16 protein-coding genes are annotated in these 17,291 nt (G+C 38.2%); 14 read left to right on the top strand and 2 right to left on the bottom strand.

Features of this window, described 5'->3' with window-relative positions; all coding sequences use genetic code 11:
* Window positions 1–93: 93 nt before the first annotated feature.
* The 7 genes from KI363_RS08015 to KI363_RS07985 all read left to right on the top strand — a co-directional run bounded on the left by KI363_RS08015 (window position 94) and on the right by KI363_RS07985 (window position 6,859).
* On the top strand, window positions 94–612 hold the full coding sequence (locus tag KI363_RS08015) for a DinB family protein (RefSeq protein WP_212966060.1): 519 nt from the start codon (window positions 94–96) through the stop codon (window positions 610–612).
* 205 nt (window positions 613–817) lie between these two features.
* Window positions 818–1,024 carry a copper chaperone CopZ gene (gene copZ / locus KI363_RS08010; RefSeq protein ID WP_212966059.1) on the top strand — a complete coding sequence of 69 codons (207 nt, stop codon included), beginning with the start codon at window positions 818–820 and terminating at the stop codon, window positions 1,022–1,024.
* A gap of 86 nt (window positions 1,025–1,110) precedes the next feature.
* Window positions 1,111–3,537: a heavy metal translocating P-type ATPase gene (locus KI363_RS08005; protein ID WP_212966058.1), complete on the top strand. Its 2,427-nt coding sequence runs from the start codon at window positions 1,111–1,113 to the stop codon at window positions 3,535–3,537.
* A gap of 154 nt (window positions 3,538–3,691) precedes the next feature.
* Window positions 3,692–4,363, top strand: a complete 672-nt coding sequence (locus tag KI363_RS08000; protein ID WP_212966057.1) for a DUF8832 domain-containing protein — start codon at window positions 3,692–3,694, stop codon at window positions 4,361–4,363.
* Between the two features lie 37 nt (window positions 4,364–4,400).
* Window positions 4,401–4,679, top strand: a complete 279-nt coding sequence (locus tag KI363_RS07995; protein ID WP_212966056.1) for a glutaredoxin family protein — start codon at window positions 4,401–4,403, stop codon at window positions 4,677–4,679.
* 179 nt (window positions 4,680–4,858) lie between these two features.
* Complete coding sequence (locus tag KI363_RS22350; protein WP_212966055.1) at window positions 4,859–5,053, top strand: MFS transporter; 195 nt, start codon at window positions 4,859–4,861, stop codon at window positions 5,051–5,053.
* A gap of 111 nt (window positions 5,054–5,164) precedes the next feature.
* A complete protein-coding gene (locus KI363_RS07985; protein ID WP_212966054.1) occupies window positions 5,165–6,859 on the top strand; it encodes an FAD-dependent oxidoreductase in 1,695 nt (564 codons plus the stop codon).
* A 151-nt stretch (window positions 6,860–7,010) separates the two neighbouring features.
* Here the strand turns inward: KI363_RS07985 and KI363_RS07980 are convergent, their stop codons facing one another.
* Window positions 7,011–8,360: an MATE family efflux transporter gene (locus KI363_RS07980; protein WP_373306757.1), complete on the bottom strand. Its 1,350-nt coding sequence runs from the start codon at window positions 8,358–8,360 to the stop codon at window positions 7,011–7,013.
* A gap of 138 nt (window positions 8,361–8,498) precedes the next feature.
* Between KI363_RS07980 and KI363_RS07975 the strand changes: the two genes are divergently transcribed.
* Window positions 8,499–9,320, top strand: coding sequence for a MerR family transcriptional regulator (locus tag KI363_RS07975; protein ID WP_212966052.1), 822 nt, complete (start codon window positions 8,499–8,501; stop codon window positions 9,318–9,320).
* Between the two features lie 121 nt (window positions 9,321–9,441).
* On the opposite strand, the gene KI363_RS07970 is transcribed toward KI363_RS07975, so the two are convergent.
* Window positions 9,442–10,380 carry an SDR family oxidoreductase gene (locus KI363_RS07970; protein WP_158323986.1) on the bottom strand — a complete coding sequence of 313 codons (939 nt, stop codon included), beginning with the start codon at window positions 10,378–10,380 and terminating at the stop codon, window positions 9,442–9,444.
* A 156-nt stretch (window positions 10,381–10,536) separates the two neighbouring features.
* On the opposite strand from KI363_RS07970, the gene KI363_RS07965 reads away from it, so the two are divergent.
* The 6 genes from KI363_RS07965 to KI363_RS07940 all read left to right on the top strand — a co-directional run bounded on the left by KI363_RS07965 (window position 10,537) and on the right by KI363_RS07940 (window position 17,145).
* On the top strand, window positions 10,537–10,704 hold the full coding sequence (locus KI363_RS07965) for a hypothetical protein (RefSeq protein WP_191967577.1): 168 nt from the start codon (window positions 10,537–10,539) through the stop codon (window positions 10,702–10,704).
* Window positions 10,705–11,741: 1,037 nt separating this feature from the next.
* The gene (locus KI363_RS07960; RefSeq protein ID WP_158323999.1) at window positions 11,742–12,671 is read left to right on the top strand and encodes a carbohydrate ABC transporter permease; all 930 of its coding nucleotides are present in this window, start codon (window positions 11,742–11,744) and stop codon (window positions 12,669–12,671) included.
* Window positions 12,668–13,477, top strand: coding sequence for a carbohydrate ABC transporter permease (locus tag KI363_RS07955; RefSeq protein WP_158323984.1), 810 nt, complete (start codon window positions 12,668–12,670; stop codon window positions 13,475–13,477). Before KI363_RS07960 ends, KI363_RS07955 begins: the two co-directional genes overlap by 4 nt.
* Before the next feature lie 17 nt (window positions 13,478–13,494).
* Entirely contained in the window at window positions 13,495–14,811 is a 1,317-nt protein-coding gene (locus KI363_RS07950) for an ABC transporter substrate-binding protein (RefSeq protein ID WP_158323983.1), read from the top strand.
* Window positions 14,812–15,838: 1,027 nt separating this feature from the next.
* A complete protein-coding gene (locus KI363_RS07945) occupies window positions 15,839–16,429 on the top strand; it encodes a hypothetical protein (RefSeq protein ID WP_212966051.1) in 591 nt (196 codons plus the stop codon).
* Window positions 16,430–16,665: 236 nt separating this feature from the next.
* Window positions 16,666–17,145 (top strand): GNAT family N-acetyltransferase, encoded by a 480-nt coding sequence (locus KI363_RS07940; protein WP_212966050.1) that lies wholly within the window; start codon window positions 16,666–16,668, stop codon window positions 17,143–17,145.
* Window positions 17,146–17,291 lie beyond the last annotated feature (146 nt).

The raw sequence follows: 17,291 nt of genomic DNA, 5'->3' as shown, positions 1-17,291 counted from the left end.
AGAATAAAAAGGCCTAGATTGAAATAAAGGATTTTGCCAATGAAAACAGAAATAATAGAGGTAGAAAAAAACGAATACAAGGGGAGATCTTTGATGAAGAAACATCATGCGTTACAGTTATATGATTATCATGTTTGGGCGAACAACAAGTTTTTTGAAAGATTGAAAGAATTGCCTCAAGATATTTATGATCGGGAAATTCAAAGTGTTTTTTCTTCCATTGCGGAGACGCTTGTTCATATTTATATGACAGACACAATCTGGCTTGGTGTAATGCGAGAGAATAGTATGGATGAAATTCAAGCTTCCATTATAGAAGCGCAAGAAAAGACAAAGAATAGGGAACTTGAAAAAATGGAAGTACTGTTTGCCGATTTATCAAAGAAGTATCAAGATTTTTTCCACAATGAAGGTGATTTGGATAAAGAGATTTGCCCCGAACATCCTCAATTTGGTCGTTTAGAAACACATCTGTCCGAATTGGTTCAACATGTTGTGAACCATGGCACTTATCATCGGGGAAATCTGACAGCAATGATACGCCAACAAGGTTATTCAAGTGTTCCAACAGATTATGTTTTCTATCTTTATGAAATTAATTCAGCAGAATAATTTTTCGTGTAAATTCCAATTCGGCGCTTATCTATAAGTATGGTGAGTGTCTTTTTTTGCGGGAAAAAGACTGAATTGAGTATCATCAGGAATTGAAATAATTGGTATTAAATAGGGCAAGATCATAACATAAATTTTCCGCTTGACATTACCTAAGGGGGGTATGGTAATATAAAGAAGAATTAAAAATTAGGAGGGAATTTCAATGACAAATAAAACACTAAACGTACAAGGTATGTCTTGTGGACATTGCGTGAATTCTATTGAAGGAAGTGTTGGGGAACTGAACGGTGTGGAAATTGTGAAAGTTCATTTGCAAGATGGAACAGTCGATGTAACCTTCGATCCAGAAAAAGTCGACTTGAAAGATATTACAGAAGTAATTGAAGAACAAGGCTACGATGTTGCTTAAGAGGGGTGGTCGTGCTTTTCTAGCACGATCTCCTTTTTTTAAAAAAATATACCCTTATAAGGTATTTGTGAGGAGGCGAAACAACGATGGGAGCACAAAAAGAAGTAAGTTTGCAAATTCAAGGCATGACTTGTGCAGCATGTGCCAATAAAATTGAAAAAGGTCTAAACAAGATAGACGGCGTGGTAGATGCCAATGTCAATTTTGCGATAGAAAAAACAAAGGTTGTTTACGACCCTGAAAAAACAAATGTTCAAGATTTTGAAGACAAAATCGAGAAATTAGGTTATCACGTGGTACATGATAAACAAACATTTGATATTTCTGGGATGACCTGTGCCGCGTGTGCCAATAAAATCGAAAAACGACTAGCTAAAATGGATGGAGTTTCTAATGCTACGGTTAACTTTGCCTTGGAGAATGTCACGGTTGTTTATGACCAAGATCAAGTGACAGCTGGAGAGATGATCGAAGCGGTCAAAAAGCTGGGGTATACGTTAAAGGTGCAAACATCCAAAGAAGAAACGGCAAACAGTAAGGATGAAGAAGTGCGAAACCAGACTGGTAAATTCATCTTCTCCGCTATTTTGACGTTGCCGTTGTTATGGACGATGGTCACACATTTTAAGTTTACGTCCTTTATCTATTCACCAGATATGCTGATGAATCCATGGGTACAATTGGCATTAGCAACTCCTGTTCAATTTATTGTTGGGGCACAATTCTATCGAGGTGCGTATAAAGCATTACGAAATAAAAGTGCCAATATGGATGTTCTCGTTGCACTCGGTACTTCTGTCGCATACTTCTACAGCATTTTCCTCGGTATTGAATGGCAAATGAACGGTCAAGTGGGGATGCCAGTTCTTTATTTCGAAGCGGCGTCAGTCATTATCACATTAGTTATCCTTGGGAAGCTTTTTGAAGTGCGTGCCAAAGGACGTACAGGCCAGGCTATTCAAAAATTGCTTGGCATGCAAGCTAAAACGGCACGGGTAATTCGGGATGGGAACGAGCAAGAAATAGCTATTGAAGAGGTCATTGTTGGAGATACCATTATTGTTCGTCCGGGTGAAAAAATTCCAGTTGATGGGCAAATTATAAAAGGTGAATCTGCTGTAGATGAATCTATGATTACAGGAGAAAGTATCCCTGTCGATAAAAAAATGGGCGACATGGCCATTGGCTCAACGATTAATAAAAATGGAATGTTAACCATTGAGGCGACCAAAGTTGGAAAAGATACGGCACTATCACAAATTGTAAAAGTCGTAGAGGAAGCACAAGGAAGTAAAGCGGATATTCAGCGTGTAGCTGACCGTGTATCAGGTATCTTCGTTCCGATTGTTGTCGGGATTGCTATTGTGACGTTTCTTGTTTGGTTCTTCATCGTCGAACCTGGTGAATTACGCTCGGCACTTGTTCCTGCCATTACAGTTCTTGTCATTGCTTGTCCATGTGCACTTGGTTTAGCGACACCAACTTCAGTTATGGCTGGTTCCGGAAGAGCAGCGGAACTAGGTGTATTATTTAAAGGCGGAGAGTATTTAGAAAACACACGTTTATTAAACACGATTGTTTTAGATAAAACAGGAACAGTAACCAAAGGGGATCCAGAATTAACAGACGTTCTTCCTCAACCAGAATTCACGGAGGAAGAACTCCTATCTTTAGTAGCTTCCGCTGAAAATAGTTCGGAACACCCGCTTGCTGAAGCGATTGTGAAAGGTGCAAAAGCAATGGGGACTATGATGAAAGAACCAGAATCATTTAAGGCGATACCTGGCTTCGGTATTCGCGCTGTAATAGAAGGTAAAACAGTTTTTGTAGGTACAAGAAAATTGATGCACCAACAAGCTATCGATGTTACCTCTGTAGAAGAAGTCATGTCAAAACTAGAATTAGATGGTAAAACAGCCATGTTAATCGGTGTTGATCAACAGTTAGCAGGAGTGATTGCCGTAGCTGATACGGTGAAAGAAACATCGAAAGCAGCTATTGAAAGAATGCACGAGCTTGGCTTGGAAGTTATCATGCTGACAGGTGACAATGAACGAACCGCACAAGCCATTGGGAAACAGGTCGGCATTGACCGTGTCATCGCGGAAGTGGTTCCTGAACAAAAAGCTAATGAAATTAGGAAATTACAACAAATGAATAAAAAAGTAGCCATGGTCGGTGACGGTGTGAATGATGCACCCGCTCTAGCTGTTGCGGATATTGGAATGGCGATTGGTACAGGAACAGATGTAGCCATTGAAGCAGCTGATATTACACTGATGCGAGGAGATTTGCACAGTGTGGCGGACAGTGTAGAACTGAGCGCCAAAACGATGCGTAATATTAAGCAAAACCTGTTCTTTGCGTTTATCTATAATTCTGCTTCTATCCCGATTGCTGCCGTTGGTTTACTGGCTCCATGGGTTGCCGGAGCGGCGATGGCGTTTAGTTCCGTATCCGTTGTCCTAAATGCCTTGCGGTTACAACGTTTGAAGCTAAAGGGAGGGCAGTAAAGCTATGTCAATTAAAAAGTGGGTTTCTCTGGGGATTGTATATTTAGTATTGGTTATCCTAGCATATTCCTTAATTACTGGAAATAACCCTTTTCAAAGCGGACAATTAGACCATAATCATAAAACTACAGAAGTTCAAAAGGAGGAAGAGACAATGAATCATAGCGAACACAATCATCATGGCCATCAGGTTGACCCGGAGGTAAAGACAAACGTAACGTATAATGATGGAAAAGTTTTTATTAAATTGGAAGATGATAAAGGAAACCCACCAGAACTTACTATACAGCATGAAAAAGAGATGCATTTTATCGTAGTCTCTAATGATTTAGAGGAGTATTATCATTTACATCCGGAGAAGGAACAAGTGGGAACTTATATGGTAAGTCAAGCTTTAAAGGATGGCACCTATCAAGCCTTTATCGATATTGCATCAGAAAATAAGGCGTACCAGATCGCCCCAAACCCTGTACAGGTTGGAACACACGAAACGGATAAAGTAAGTCTAGAGAGTGAGGATAATTGGACAAAAGAAGTCGAAGGGAAGACCGTCACCTTAGAGGATGTTCATGCTACGGTTGGAGAAGAAGTTCCTTTAGTATTTGATACGCATGGAGAAACGCCTGATTCTTATCTGGGTGCCCTAGGGCATGTGGTGATTGTGGATGAAAATGTTGAACAATATATTCATGTCCACCCTGCTTCAGACGATACAACCACGTTTAATGCGCATTTTTCTAAACCTGGTATGTATAAAATTTGGGCGGAATTCAAGTTTGGTGATCATGTACACGCCTATTCGTTTATTATCGAGGTAAAGGAATAAACAAAGGTATTATAAACGAAAGGAGTGAGGTTTAGAGATGAAAAACTATCAACTTGAAGTCTACACTAGACCTACTTGCTCGGATTGCCAAGATTTGAAAAAATTCTTGCAAACTCATCATATTCCTCACAAGGAATACGATTTAGCTAAAGAACCATCAAAAGAAAAAGATCTACTGAAGATAACAGGAAGCAGAATTGTTCCAACACTTGTATTTTCTCACCCGTCCTTCTTAGGATGGATGAGAAAACCAAAAAGTATGATAGGGTTTGAGAGGAATAAAGAAGAGATAAAGAAGTTATTAAATGTAGGATAGCTATTGTGTAGCTTGATATCTCCATTAACTTTTTTAAATCCTGAACTATACCTTTCCGGTGTATGGTAAATACAATGAAACAAAATCAAAATTAAACAGTAATACTGGAGGTAATCATCATGTCTACACATGCTCAGACAATTTCGTAACCAGATCCTAAGCGTTGGAAAGCACTCTTTTTGTTGTGCATTGCGAATTTCCTTGTGATGATGGATTCGGCGATTATTCAGATTGCCCTGCCATCTCTCAAAGGAGCGCTCGGTTATAGTCAAGAAAGCTTACAATGGGGCATGAGTGCTTTTCTGAATATATTTGGAGGATTTCTACTACTGGGTGGAAGGTTAGCGGATTTATTCGGAAGCAGGCGTGGGTAATAGATAATCGGCATATGAGTTTTTAATGGAACAGGACTAGGATGTAACGAACATGATTGATGCCATGATGTCTTGGCAAGGTGAAATAGAATAAAGAAAGGTGTGATATTAATGGGAAAGAAAGTATTAATTGTTGGTGGAGTTGCTGGCGGGGCGTCTGTTGCTGCTAGAGTAAGGAGATTAGATGAGAAGGCGGAAATTATTATGTTTGAAAAAGGCCCACATGTTTCTTTTTCAAACTGTTCCTTACCTTATTATCTAAGTGGAATTGTGGAAGATAGTCAGGAACTCGTTTTAATGAATCCAAACAGTTTTAAAAGTCGATACAACATTGATGCAAGAGTGAATCAAGAGGTTGTAAGAATTAACCGTGAGAAGAAAACAATTACTGTCAAAGATTTGATTACAGATACAGTCTACGAAGAACCGTACGATTCATTAGTTCTTTCACCAGGAGCGACACCAATTCGACCGAATTTAGAAGGCATTGATAATACTAACGTGTTTACAGTACGTAATGTGGTTGATATTGAAAATATGTATGACTTTATAAAGCAAAACGCTATAAATGATATTGCAGTCATTGGTGGGGGTTTTATTGGAGTTGAAGTTGCCGAAAATCTCAAATTGGCGGGTTACAATATATCTTTAGTAGAGTTTGCCAACCAAGTCATGGTTCCTTTTGATTACGATATGGCTCAAATCCTTCATAAAGAAATGGCTGATAAAGGAGTCAATCTTATATTAGATGATGGATTAGCAAAAATTGACGATGACTACGTCGAAACCAATTCCGGAAGAAAAATAAATGCGGAGGCGGTCGTTTTAGCTATTGGTGTGAGACCTGAGACCTTTTTAGCTGAAGAAGCTGGTCTTGAAATTGGCGAAACTGGGGCAATCAAAGTGGATTCTAATTATGTCACTAGTGATCCGAATATTTATGCTGTTGGAGATGCCATCGAAGTATATCATCGATTATTACACAAACCAACAAGATTAGCTTTAGCAGGTCCAGCCCAGAAGCAGGCAAGAGCAGCTGCAGATCATATGTATGGGATCCCAAGTAACAATCAAGGGGTTATAGGCTCCTCATCCATCCATCTTTTTGATTTAAATGCAGCTTCAACCGGTTTAAATGCCAGAACAGCAGAACAAGCTGGTATTCCGCATGATTCTGTTTATGTCATGCCTGAAGATAAAGTAGGGTTAATGCCAAATAGTAACCCGATGCATTTTAAATTAGTATATGAATATCCAACTGGCAGAATTTTAGGTGCACAAGCCATTGGAAAAGGAAATGTCGATAAAAGAATAGATGTCATCGCAACCATGATTACGATGAATGGTACCTTAGAAGATTTAAAGGAGCTTGAATTAACTTATTCTCCAATGTTAGGAACAGCAAAAGATGTTGTGAATCACGCGGCATTAGTGGCACTAAATCAATTAGAAGGCCGATATAAAGAAGTGAAAGTTTCACAGGTGCGCGAATTAGTAGAGAGTAATGCTTTTATTATTGATGCTCGAGAAAAAGTGGAATATAACGCTGGTCATCTGAAAAATGCGGTAAATATTCCATTGAGTGAATTCAGACAAAGACTAGATGAAATCCCAAAAGACCAGCCTGTATATATACACTGCCGTTCAGGTCAAAGAAGCTATAATATGGTCATAGCTTTAAATAATTTAGGCTATGAAAATATATACAATATTTCCGGTTCCTATTTAGGAATAAACCTTTATGAATACTTTAATGATTTGGCTACGAAAAGAGAGAAGATTGTATCAGAATATAATTTTAAATAGTAATAGTGTAAAGGCAAATGAAAATGGTTATATCGTAACTAAGCCAGGCACTACTGAAACTAACATTCCCGAAGTTTTTGCATGTGGGGAAAGTCCCGGCTATATATGCCGGGGCTTGATCTTGATATAGGTTATTTCCGTCATCCCTTTATTACCCCGACTTTTTGGACAGCTCCGGCATTTCTATAGGAACAAGTTTGATCCATTTGTTTTTTAATGCTAGATACATGATAAGTACCGTTAACCCCTCAGCTACTGGAAAAACAAGCCAAATTGAATTAGAACCGAAGAGATTCGGAAAAATCCAAAGCAAAGGGATGAATAAGATAAAACTGCGACTTAAAATAATCCATGTCGCAATACGGATATTTTTAATTGATTGATAATATTCAACAAATACCATATTGATTCCCAAAAATAGATACCCCGCAAAAAAGTAGACAATCCCTATTTTCGTATAATCAATAATTTCGGGAATATCGATCCCGAATAAGTCGATAATAACCCCTTTTCCGACTAGGCCAACAATAAATACAGCTATCCCTAGACCAAATCCTGTAATCATTGCAATCCGGACAAATTGTTTCATACGTTGATAGAGCTTCGCGCCAAAATGGTAACTTGTAATAGGCTGTAGGGCTGCTCCAATCCCGATAAAGAGCATAAGAAACACCGTATGCATATAGTTGACCACTGCATAGGCTACGACCCCCGTTTCTCCGACATAATGGCTAAATGTAATATTGAATGCAACCATCATCACTGCGGTTGATCCTTCCACGATAAAGCTCGGAAAACCAATCGAGAAAATATTCTTTAATATAGAAAGGTCAAGTTTCGTATGGACGAACCCTAATTGTTTTTTCTTCGTTAAGAAGTGTGTAAGTAAAACGAGAATTCCTATGAAAGTACCGATTACTGTTGCATAGGCAGCCCCTTTTACTCCCCAATGGAAAATGAAGATAAAAAGATAATTTAAAATAATATTCACAACAGCTGTCACGATTAATCCTGTCATAGCGAGCGTCGGATTTCCATCGTTTCGGATAAAAATACTTAAAATATTCTCAAGTACAAAGACAATCCCAAACAAAAGGATAATGTGAAGATAATCGACAACATATGAAATAATTGCATCATTTGCTCCGAATAAATAAGCAAGTGGCTGTTCAAATAATAGACAGAATCCAATAATTAAACCTGTTGTCATAATTGCTAGAATAATCGAATGTGTAAATATTTTTTTCGCACGATGTTGATTGCTTTGCCCAAGTGCAATCGAATACAACGTGGCCCCTCCCATGCCAATCCACAAAGAAACGGATAAAATGACCGAATAAATCGGTACTGCGATGTTAACACCCGCTAGGCCTTTTTCTCCAACACCGTGACTGACGAATAGACCATCGATTAAAATATTGATCGCCATCAACATCATTCCGAATAAGGAAGGGATTAAATACTTCCTAAATAATTGAGGAGGCTCCATTGTTTGCATCATTGAATGATTGCTTTCCATAAATAATACCGCCTAAAATTTATATTTTTTGAATATCTTCATTCGACGTTTTACGTCCTTTCTATGCTATGATGATAAGGTATTCGGTTACCGTATAGTCAAGAGAGAAGAGGTAGATAAATGGAGTCGACAAAAAAGCTATTTACAACAGGAGAATTTGCAGATTTATGTGGCGTGAAAAAACAAACATTTTTTCATTATGATGATATCGATCTTTTAAAGCCAGAGTATAAAAACGAAAAGGGGTATCGATATTATTCCGTTCAACAAACAGAAGTTTTTAGCGTGATTGAGATGCTAAAGGAAATTGGGATGTCATTAGCAGAAATTAAAGATTTTTTACATTTCAAAAGCCCCAAGGATGCCATCGAATTATTAACGGATAAAGAAGAGGCAATGAAAAAGAAAATAGCAAAAATGCAGCGTACTCAGCAAATTATTCAAAACAAGAAAAAACAAATCGAGGAAGCATTACGGTTGGATTTTGACCGGTTTACAATCGAAGAAAGAGAAATAGGATACTATGTATTAAGTGGAGATATTCTCAACTGTTCCGATAAAGAATTTACGAAGTCAATTATGTCGTTTATTAAATATACAAAGCAAGAGGAACTTGATATAGGCTACCCTATTGGAGTTTTGATTCGTCAAGAGCAAGTAGAGGCAGGGGACTATTGGAATTATTCGCATTTTTATATGCGTGTGGATCAATCTGATTTAGTAGAACCTTTCATCAAAAAAGCCGGAAAATATGTGGTTGGCTATCATAAAGGAAGTTATGTGACGATTCAGGATACCTATGAAAAAATGAAAGCTTATTTGAGTAAGGAAGGATATCGTATATGTGGTGATAGCTTTGAAGAGTATGTAATTGATGAGGTAAGTGTAAGTGGGGAAGATAATTATGTAACAAAAATAATGATACAAGTAGAAGAAAAATAAGCAAGCGGCTCCTTTTCTTCTACCAAAATTAGTTGCAATTCTCCATTTTACATGAGTTCCTTATTTCTTTGCTTCTCTATTACACCTTCCTCTAAGCATACAATTGACAATTTCCTTTGTATTAAGATGACGTCCATTGCCCGCCGTTAACGTGAAGTGTTTGCCCGGTCACAAAACGCGAATCGTCGGAGGCGAGATAAACAAAGGTAGGGGCAACTTCAAATGGCTGGCCTTGGCGCTGCATAGGGTTACCTGCTAGTGTAACTTCATCTGCAGAGAAACTTGATGGGATGAGTGGAGTCCAAATCCGTCCAGGAGCAATGGCGTTGACCCGGATGCCCTGTTTAACTAAATTATTTGCTAATGCTCGCGTGAAACCAAGATTAGCTCCTTTAGTCGCTGTATAATCAATCAATTGCTCATTTCCATCATATGCGACAACAGAAGACGTATTAATGATGGAGCTTCCCGCTTTTAAGTATGGAAGTGCTGCACGTGTGGTATAGAAATGAGAGTAGATGTTCACTTTAAATGTATCATCGAACTGTTCATCAGTAATATCAAGTAAGCTCAATTGCTGAAATTGGATACCGACATGGTTGCATAGAACGTCTAATCGCCCAAATGCTTGGATGGTTTTTTCTACGATGTCGATGCACTGCTGTTTTTCCCTTAAGTCTCCTGGCAATAATAAACAGCGTTGTCCGAGTTCTTCAATTCTTGCCTTAGTGCGATTTGCATCCTCATGCTCATCTAGATATGCAATGGCAACATCTCCACCTTCTTTAGCAAAAGCGATGGCTGCTGCTGCGCCCATTCCACTATCACCACCTGTGATAAGGGCGACCTTCCCTACTAGTTTTCCACTTCCCCGATAATTCGGATTTTCAATGATTGGTCTGGGAACCATCATTTTTTCTACACCGGGTTGGCGAAGCTGACGTTGTTCTGGAACCGTGATCGGAATATCTTCGTATCGAGTTATTTTTCCGTAATTGGGATACAGCGGATAACCTTGCTCAGCTGACTTTTTCTGATATTTGTGATGATTTTGCGACATACTTATCCTCCTCGAAATAGCCGTTTTCCGTTACTTTATGTGACATAGGCGAATTAAGTGCATGGTAATGATCCGTTTGCCCGCACATTCCTGGTACTGGCTCAATCCTTCGAAAGGTCGAATAAAGTAAAGAAAAATCCTAGGGAGGTTATCACGTTGCATTATTATCATCCAGAGGTAAAGTTTTTGTTGGTAGATCATTCTGATGAACAGGTTGAGATGTTATACGATTTCAACTCTCATACTTGGCCAATGCCTAAAATTGGACCTAGACCGCCATATTATTGTAATCCACGGTATGAGCAGTATTATCCTGTTATCTAGTCGGAAGCCAGGGGGCCAATGGGATTGGATCCTTGACAATATTTTGGGTGAAGGTTATATCGTAATTTTGAGGATTTTTGCATAAAGATGTTGCCCCATTGGAGATTAAGCCCAATGTAACACTTTGCCATTTTCATAATATGGTATAATCTGAGAGCCCTTTTAATGAAAATTATAACAAGGTTTTCTTTCAGGCAAACCCTCATATTTAGATAACGGAAAATCTATGAGAAATTCTTATTACCTCTAGGCTTCTGGAAACGTTCAAATTAAGTGATCAACCCAAGATAGTGGCTTGTACGAGTGAGGAATGGCAGAAAATCTTATGTAAAAAAGAATTGAAAGAATATTGTGCAATTAAAGAAACGAAAAAGTGTATTGACAATTATAACAATTAATAAAAAGTTAATATAACTTGGATGGAGAATAAGAGAATCCTAAACGATTTTTGGTGCAGAGAGATTGTGTATCTAAAATCTAGTTTAGGGTTCTCTTTTTTGTGTTTCTTTGTAAACCCTTCCACTATATAGTTGGCATTCGAAGGGAGGAACATCATTTTGTGAGAATAAGTAGAAGAAACAATACGAAGGATGAAAATCTATCTAATGTTAAAAATCAATCGTGAAAAGGGATGTATAGATTACCGGTCATTTCATCTATGAAACTTAACAAACGCTTTAAGAATGATTTACTGGAAATTAAATATGTTATGTAAGATGAAGGTGTATTTTTGGCAAATTATACTCTCAATGCCTTTACTTACAAAACAGGATGTAGGTCGGAATGGCGCGGACTTAGCCGTTCAGCCTCTAACATCCCTTGAACAGGCGCTTGTGCTTTTTCTTTACAAAGTTCAATCAAAGCTTTATAGATTCTTCACATTCCTTATATAGGTGCTTAAAATAGGTTGTTTATTGTATAGATAAGCAATCGATGTCTAAAAAGAAAAGGTGGCTCATATTCTTATAATGGAGGGAATGAGCAAATAAAAATGATAGATTTATAGATTATTTTTTAAAAGGGGTGCTTAAAAGATGATGACAAAATCAGATGCTGCCGTAATAGAGACAAAACCGCGAAAATCTAGGTACCATAGCCAGTTAAAATTGTTTGGTTCTGGAATGTTGTACTTGCTCCCGGCATTGGTTTTGCTAAGTGTATTTCTATTTTATCCAATCATTAAAACACTTTATTTTAGTTTTTTTGATGTTGGGGGAGGTGGAATAATTAATGGTTTCGTGGGCTGGGATCATTATTCGACCCTATTACACTCGGAAGAATTTCTAAAAAGTATGAAGGGTACTTTTCTCTTTGTTCTATATACGGTGCCATTAGAAATTATACTATCTCTTTTTCTTGCAATCATTGCTAGTGAAAAATTGAAAGGGATCGGATTTTTCCGAACTATTTTTTCGTCAACCTTAGGTGTCTCCGTTGCTGCAGGGGCTACGATTTTCCTGTTCCTGTATCATCCATCACTTGGAGTTTTAAATAATATCCTAGGGCATTTGGGAATTGATAGCATTGATTGGCTAACGAATTCAAAATGGGCGCTTTTTTCTGTTGCACTGACTACGGTTTGGATGCATATCGGTATTAATTTCATTATCTTGCTAGGGGGATTGCAAAATATTTCTCAAGAATTATATGAAAGTGCACAGATTGATGGAGCTGGGTATTGGGCAAGGCTATTTAAAATTACGATTCCGATGCTATCTCCAGTATTGTTCTTCGTTACAATCATTGCTGTTATCGGTGCGTTTCAAACATTTGGACAGATTGATATTCTAACAAGCGGTGGTCCAGCCGGGGCAACAAATATTATTGTTTACTCTATTTACCAACAAGCATTTTCTTTCGGTAACTTTGGCTATGCCAGTGCACAAGCGATCGTTCTATTCCTAATCATCTTAATCGTAACGATTATTCAATTTCGTATCGGAGAAAAGAAGGTGCACTACCAATGATCAGAAAAACATTTTTATATATATTACTATCCGTGTCAGCCTTGATTCTTTTCTTCCCGATTTTGTATGCAATATCGGCAAGTTTTATGCAGCCGCAAGAAATATACGCTGGTAAACTGCTGCCATCTTCGTTTAGTTTTGATGCCTATAAAGAGGTGTTTCATAGCATACCACTGCTCCATTATTTATCGGTTAGTTTTTGGATGTCCTTTATCGTTATGGTGGGGCAATTAATTGTCTGTAGTCTTTCCGCTTATGCGTTTGTGTTTATCCCATTTAAGGGCAGAAATGCAATCTTCTTTTTATTTTTAGCAACGATGCTTATTCCATGGGAAGCAACGATTATCCCGAACTTTTTAACGGTATTGAACCTAGGGTGGGTGAACACGTATATGGGTTTAACTTTCCCGCATTTTGCCTTACCTTTTGGGGTGTTTTTATTAAGACAGCATTTTCTAACTATCCCAAAGGAATTATGGGAGTCAGCCCAGGTTGACGGTTGTTCCCGATTTCGTTTCTATTCGAAATTTGTACTGCCATTATCCAAATCATCATTAAGTGCATTAGGCATTTACGGGTTCTTGACAACGTGGAACATGTACCTGTGGCCACTATTAGTAACAAATGATGATACGGTAAGGCCTGTTCAAATTGGTCTTAAAATGCTGATAGCCAATGAGAGCTCCTCATCGTGGAACATGGTTATGGCAGGGGTTGTAGCCATTTTACTTCCTACACTAATACTCTTATTTGTGGGAATAAAATATATTCGCGAAGGCTTAACCGCTGGAGCAATCAAAGGATAATAAAGGGGGAAAAATCAATGAAGAAGTTATTTTTTGGCGGGGTCGTCTTGACTATTGTATTTGCTTTTGTATTGGCAGGATGTAGCGGTGGAGATACCAAAGATGTTAGCAAGCCTGGTGAGGCTTCTCAAGAGAAGGCCAATATTTCATTTTGGCATGCCATGAGTGGCGACAACGGAAAAGCGTTGGAGGAAATTGTGAATAAATTTAATGAACAGTCAGATTCAGTTGAAGTAAAGGCAATTTATCAAGGAAGCTATGATGATTTATTGAACAAATTGCGTGCAGTAGGTGGCTCAAGTGAAGCACCTGCCATTGTACAGGTTTTTGAAATTGGTACAAAGTATATGAGTGAAAGTGGTTTTATTACGCCAATGCAGGAGTTTATTGATAAAGACAATTTTGATATATCTCAACTGGAGGAAAACATTCTTTCCTACTATACATTGGATGATCAATTATATTCCATGCCCTTTAATACATCCAATGCCGTTATGTTCTATAACAAGGACAAATTTAAAGAGGCTGGTTTAGATCCAGAAAATCCACCGAAAACATTTAGTGAAATGAAAGATGCGGCTGAAAAACTTTCCACAGATGGCAATTATGGATTTACGATGGCTACAATCGGTTGGTTTGTTGAGCAGTTACTCGCAAACCAAGGTGCATTATATTTGGATCATGATAATGGTCGTAGTGGAGAGGCAACAGAGGCTTTGGTAAACTCGGAAGAAGGTCTAAACATCTTCAAATGGTTGGATGAAATGAATAAAGCTGAAACTTTTACAAACTATGGAAGTAACTGGGAAGACCCGCGCGGTCCATTCTTTGCTGGACAGGTAGGGATGTACTTTGATTCAACAGCAAATACGGCGGAAGTAATTAAAAACTCTCCATTTGAAGTAGGATCTGCCTTCTTACCTGCTGCGGACGGAAAAGATCCACAAGGAGTAGTGGTTGGTGGTGCATCATTATGGATCACGAACCAAGTAGATGAGAAGCAGCAAGATGCTGCATGGGAATTTGTTAAATTTATGACAAAGGCAGATATCCAAGCTGAATGGGCAGCTTCGACAGGCTATTTCCCCATTACACCTACTGCATATGATGAAGAGGTTTTAAAAGAGAAGTATGAAGAATATCCACAATTCAAAGTAGCGGTGAATCAGTTGGAAAACACAACAGTAAGTCCGGCAACACAAGGCGCCTTAACTGAGGTTCTTCCGGAAGCGAGAAAAATCATCGAAACCGCACTTGGTGAAATGTACGAAGGCAAGGATCCAAAAGAAGCGCTTGATAGTGCGGCACAAAAAATTACCGATGCCTTGAAATAGGAGGAGTCATCATTTGGTTTTAAACTTTGCACATAGGGGTTCTCTAGGATATAGTTGTAGGGTTTGCATATGTGATTTTATGGAGAAAAAATTTAAAAACTTCCCATTTTATTAATATTGGGGGGTTCTTTGTTGCTTCGAAAATTATAAAATCTAGCTTGTGGATAAGTTGTAGTAGTGGATAATAAGCGTAGTTCAACTCTAGGCCTGGCAAACTTTAGGTGGCTCGTCGTCACGTTATCGATGGAGATAGAGAAAAAGCGCAAGGGCGCTTTTGTTCTATAAAGGAATGGGATTGTAATCCATACAATTTTATTATTGGTTGTATGGATTTTGTATGCTATAAATGAATACAAGTAAATGATCAGGAAGTGAAAAAAGTATTCAATTAATAGTGTATTTCGCACAGCTTTTCCATTTAGAGTCCCCATTTTCGCAGGATTCGTATTTTTGGGAGTCACTTCTGGAATTTATATAAATTCTACATAATCTTGGTTCAAGTGGTTTTTAACAGGATAGGAAAGTATAAATTTTGGCTAATGCTGGATCTAGCTCCAGCGCCCAGCGACTAGCAAACTTTCGGTGCCTTCCTACGATAAGTTAACATCAGTTCGCCTTTCAATGTCTAGCTGCAGGCGGTAGGGGCTCGAGGTCAAATAACCTGGAATTCTGGAAGGGAAAGAACGCCCTTCCAGATTCCAGAACATTTGCTTGTCGCCCCTGAACAACCGCCTTCCGCTTTTCGTGGCTCACTGTGTTTCCTTTATCTCAGGCCAACAGGATGTTGGTCAGAACGGCGTTGCGCCAGGACGGCGCGATTTTAGCCGTTCAGCCTTATTATCCAAGTTTGTACGTCGCTAAACGGGCGCTTGCGCTTTTCTTAATCACATTGGTGATACAAGAGATTCAGCACGAATTCCCATTCCTTCTATTTGTTGTTGTGTATTGATAAGTTTTTTAAAAATCTAGTATGGAATTGTTTCTTCGGTATTCGTATAGTGAAGAAAAAAGGAGAGGTGTTTTGTGAATGTTTTCTATTGAACAATTACAAGATTTAATTGAAGGAAAAATCATTGGAAACGAGTTCCCTTATGATACAAATAATGAGCAAGAAATTGAAGCACATATCCGACGGCTATTTCATCGAATAAACCGTATTCCGAATGTAGTGTGTGAAGCAGAGTGGAATCATTTTGGCAGTGGCTATGCCTCCTTTGTTGAACTTTTTTGCTGCCAAAAAGAAGATGTGATAGTCGTTGAAGAGAAATATGGACGGCGGGAGATAAAGACCGAAGGAATTATTATCGATATTTGTCGTTTAGCACCTGTAGCCATCATGGGCGAAGATGAAAGATATAAGACAATTCATATCGAAACGAACGAAGAAATAGGTGGGGCATATGGTTCTTTGCTTGGTGGTTCAAATCTCTTATATTTGAGCGAGAAATTCCAAACAATTGCAAAAAAATTAGAACAAGCCTTAAAAGAATTTGGTTATGAACTACTAGAAGCTAAAAAAGTGAATCAACCCTTGCCTTTTCATACGAAAATACCAACGATTTATCGTGAACCTAATGGGTATTTGATCATAGATGCTATTTTTTATTGGGAAGATTAGTTGTTTTATTTCATTAAATTTAATTTAAAACGAGCTGAGTTGCTGTCTCCCTGCTTTACTCCTTTCTTCTGCTAAAAAAGTGGATGACCAAGATGAACGCAAAGAGAAAGGTGTCATAACGAGGGGAAACAATATTCAAATGACTTAAATTCTAAATCCATACAAATCCTGACTGAAGTGTATGATAAAATGAATAGAATTTAGTCATTAAATAACGGGAAATCGGGGATAAAATAATGCAAATACGAGAAATCGAAGAAAAAGATAATAGAACAATAGAGCGAATCATTAAACGTTCATTGGAGTCATTTAATTTAAATATTCCAGGAACCGCCTATTTTGATCCACAACTGGGGAGTCTAGCCCAGTTTTATAAGCAACAATCAAATGCAAGGTATTGGGTTGTAGTGAATGAACTAGATGAAGTGGTAGGCGGCGTGGGGATTGCTCCATTTGGGCTGGAGACGGCGATTTGCGAGTTGCAAAAGCTCTACATTTCACCTGAAGCGCAAGGGATGGGGCTGTCCAGCGAGCTGATGAAGGTAGCACTGAACTTCGCCAAAGAACACTATACATACTGTTACTTAGAAACAGTGAAGAAACTCCAAGTAGCGAATCTTCTTTACAGTAAATTTGGTTTCCAACCACTTGATAGACCACTTGCTGGTTCTGAGCATAATGCTACGGACGCTTGGTTTATTAAAAAATTATCGTAAAATAATTATAAGATGCCTCTGCTAAATCGATAGTGAAAAATATTAAATTAACAATGAATCTCTCATACATAAATTATGAATAGGGGACGCCATATTGAAATGCTGATTCCGAAAATTCAATTTACATGGATATTTAGCCAGATTTT

The sequence above is a fragment of the Lederbergia ruris genome, from assembly GCF_018332955.1.
Classification (GTDB): Bacteria; Bacillota; Bacilli; order Bacillales; family Bacillaceae_C; genus Lederbergia; species Lederbergia ruris.
Note: the sequence above shows the minus strand (reverse complement) of the source record. Positions and strands in the feature narration are given on the sequence as shown.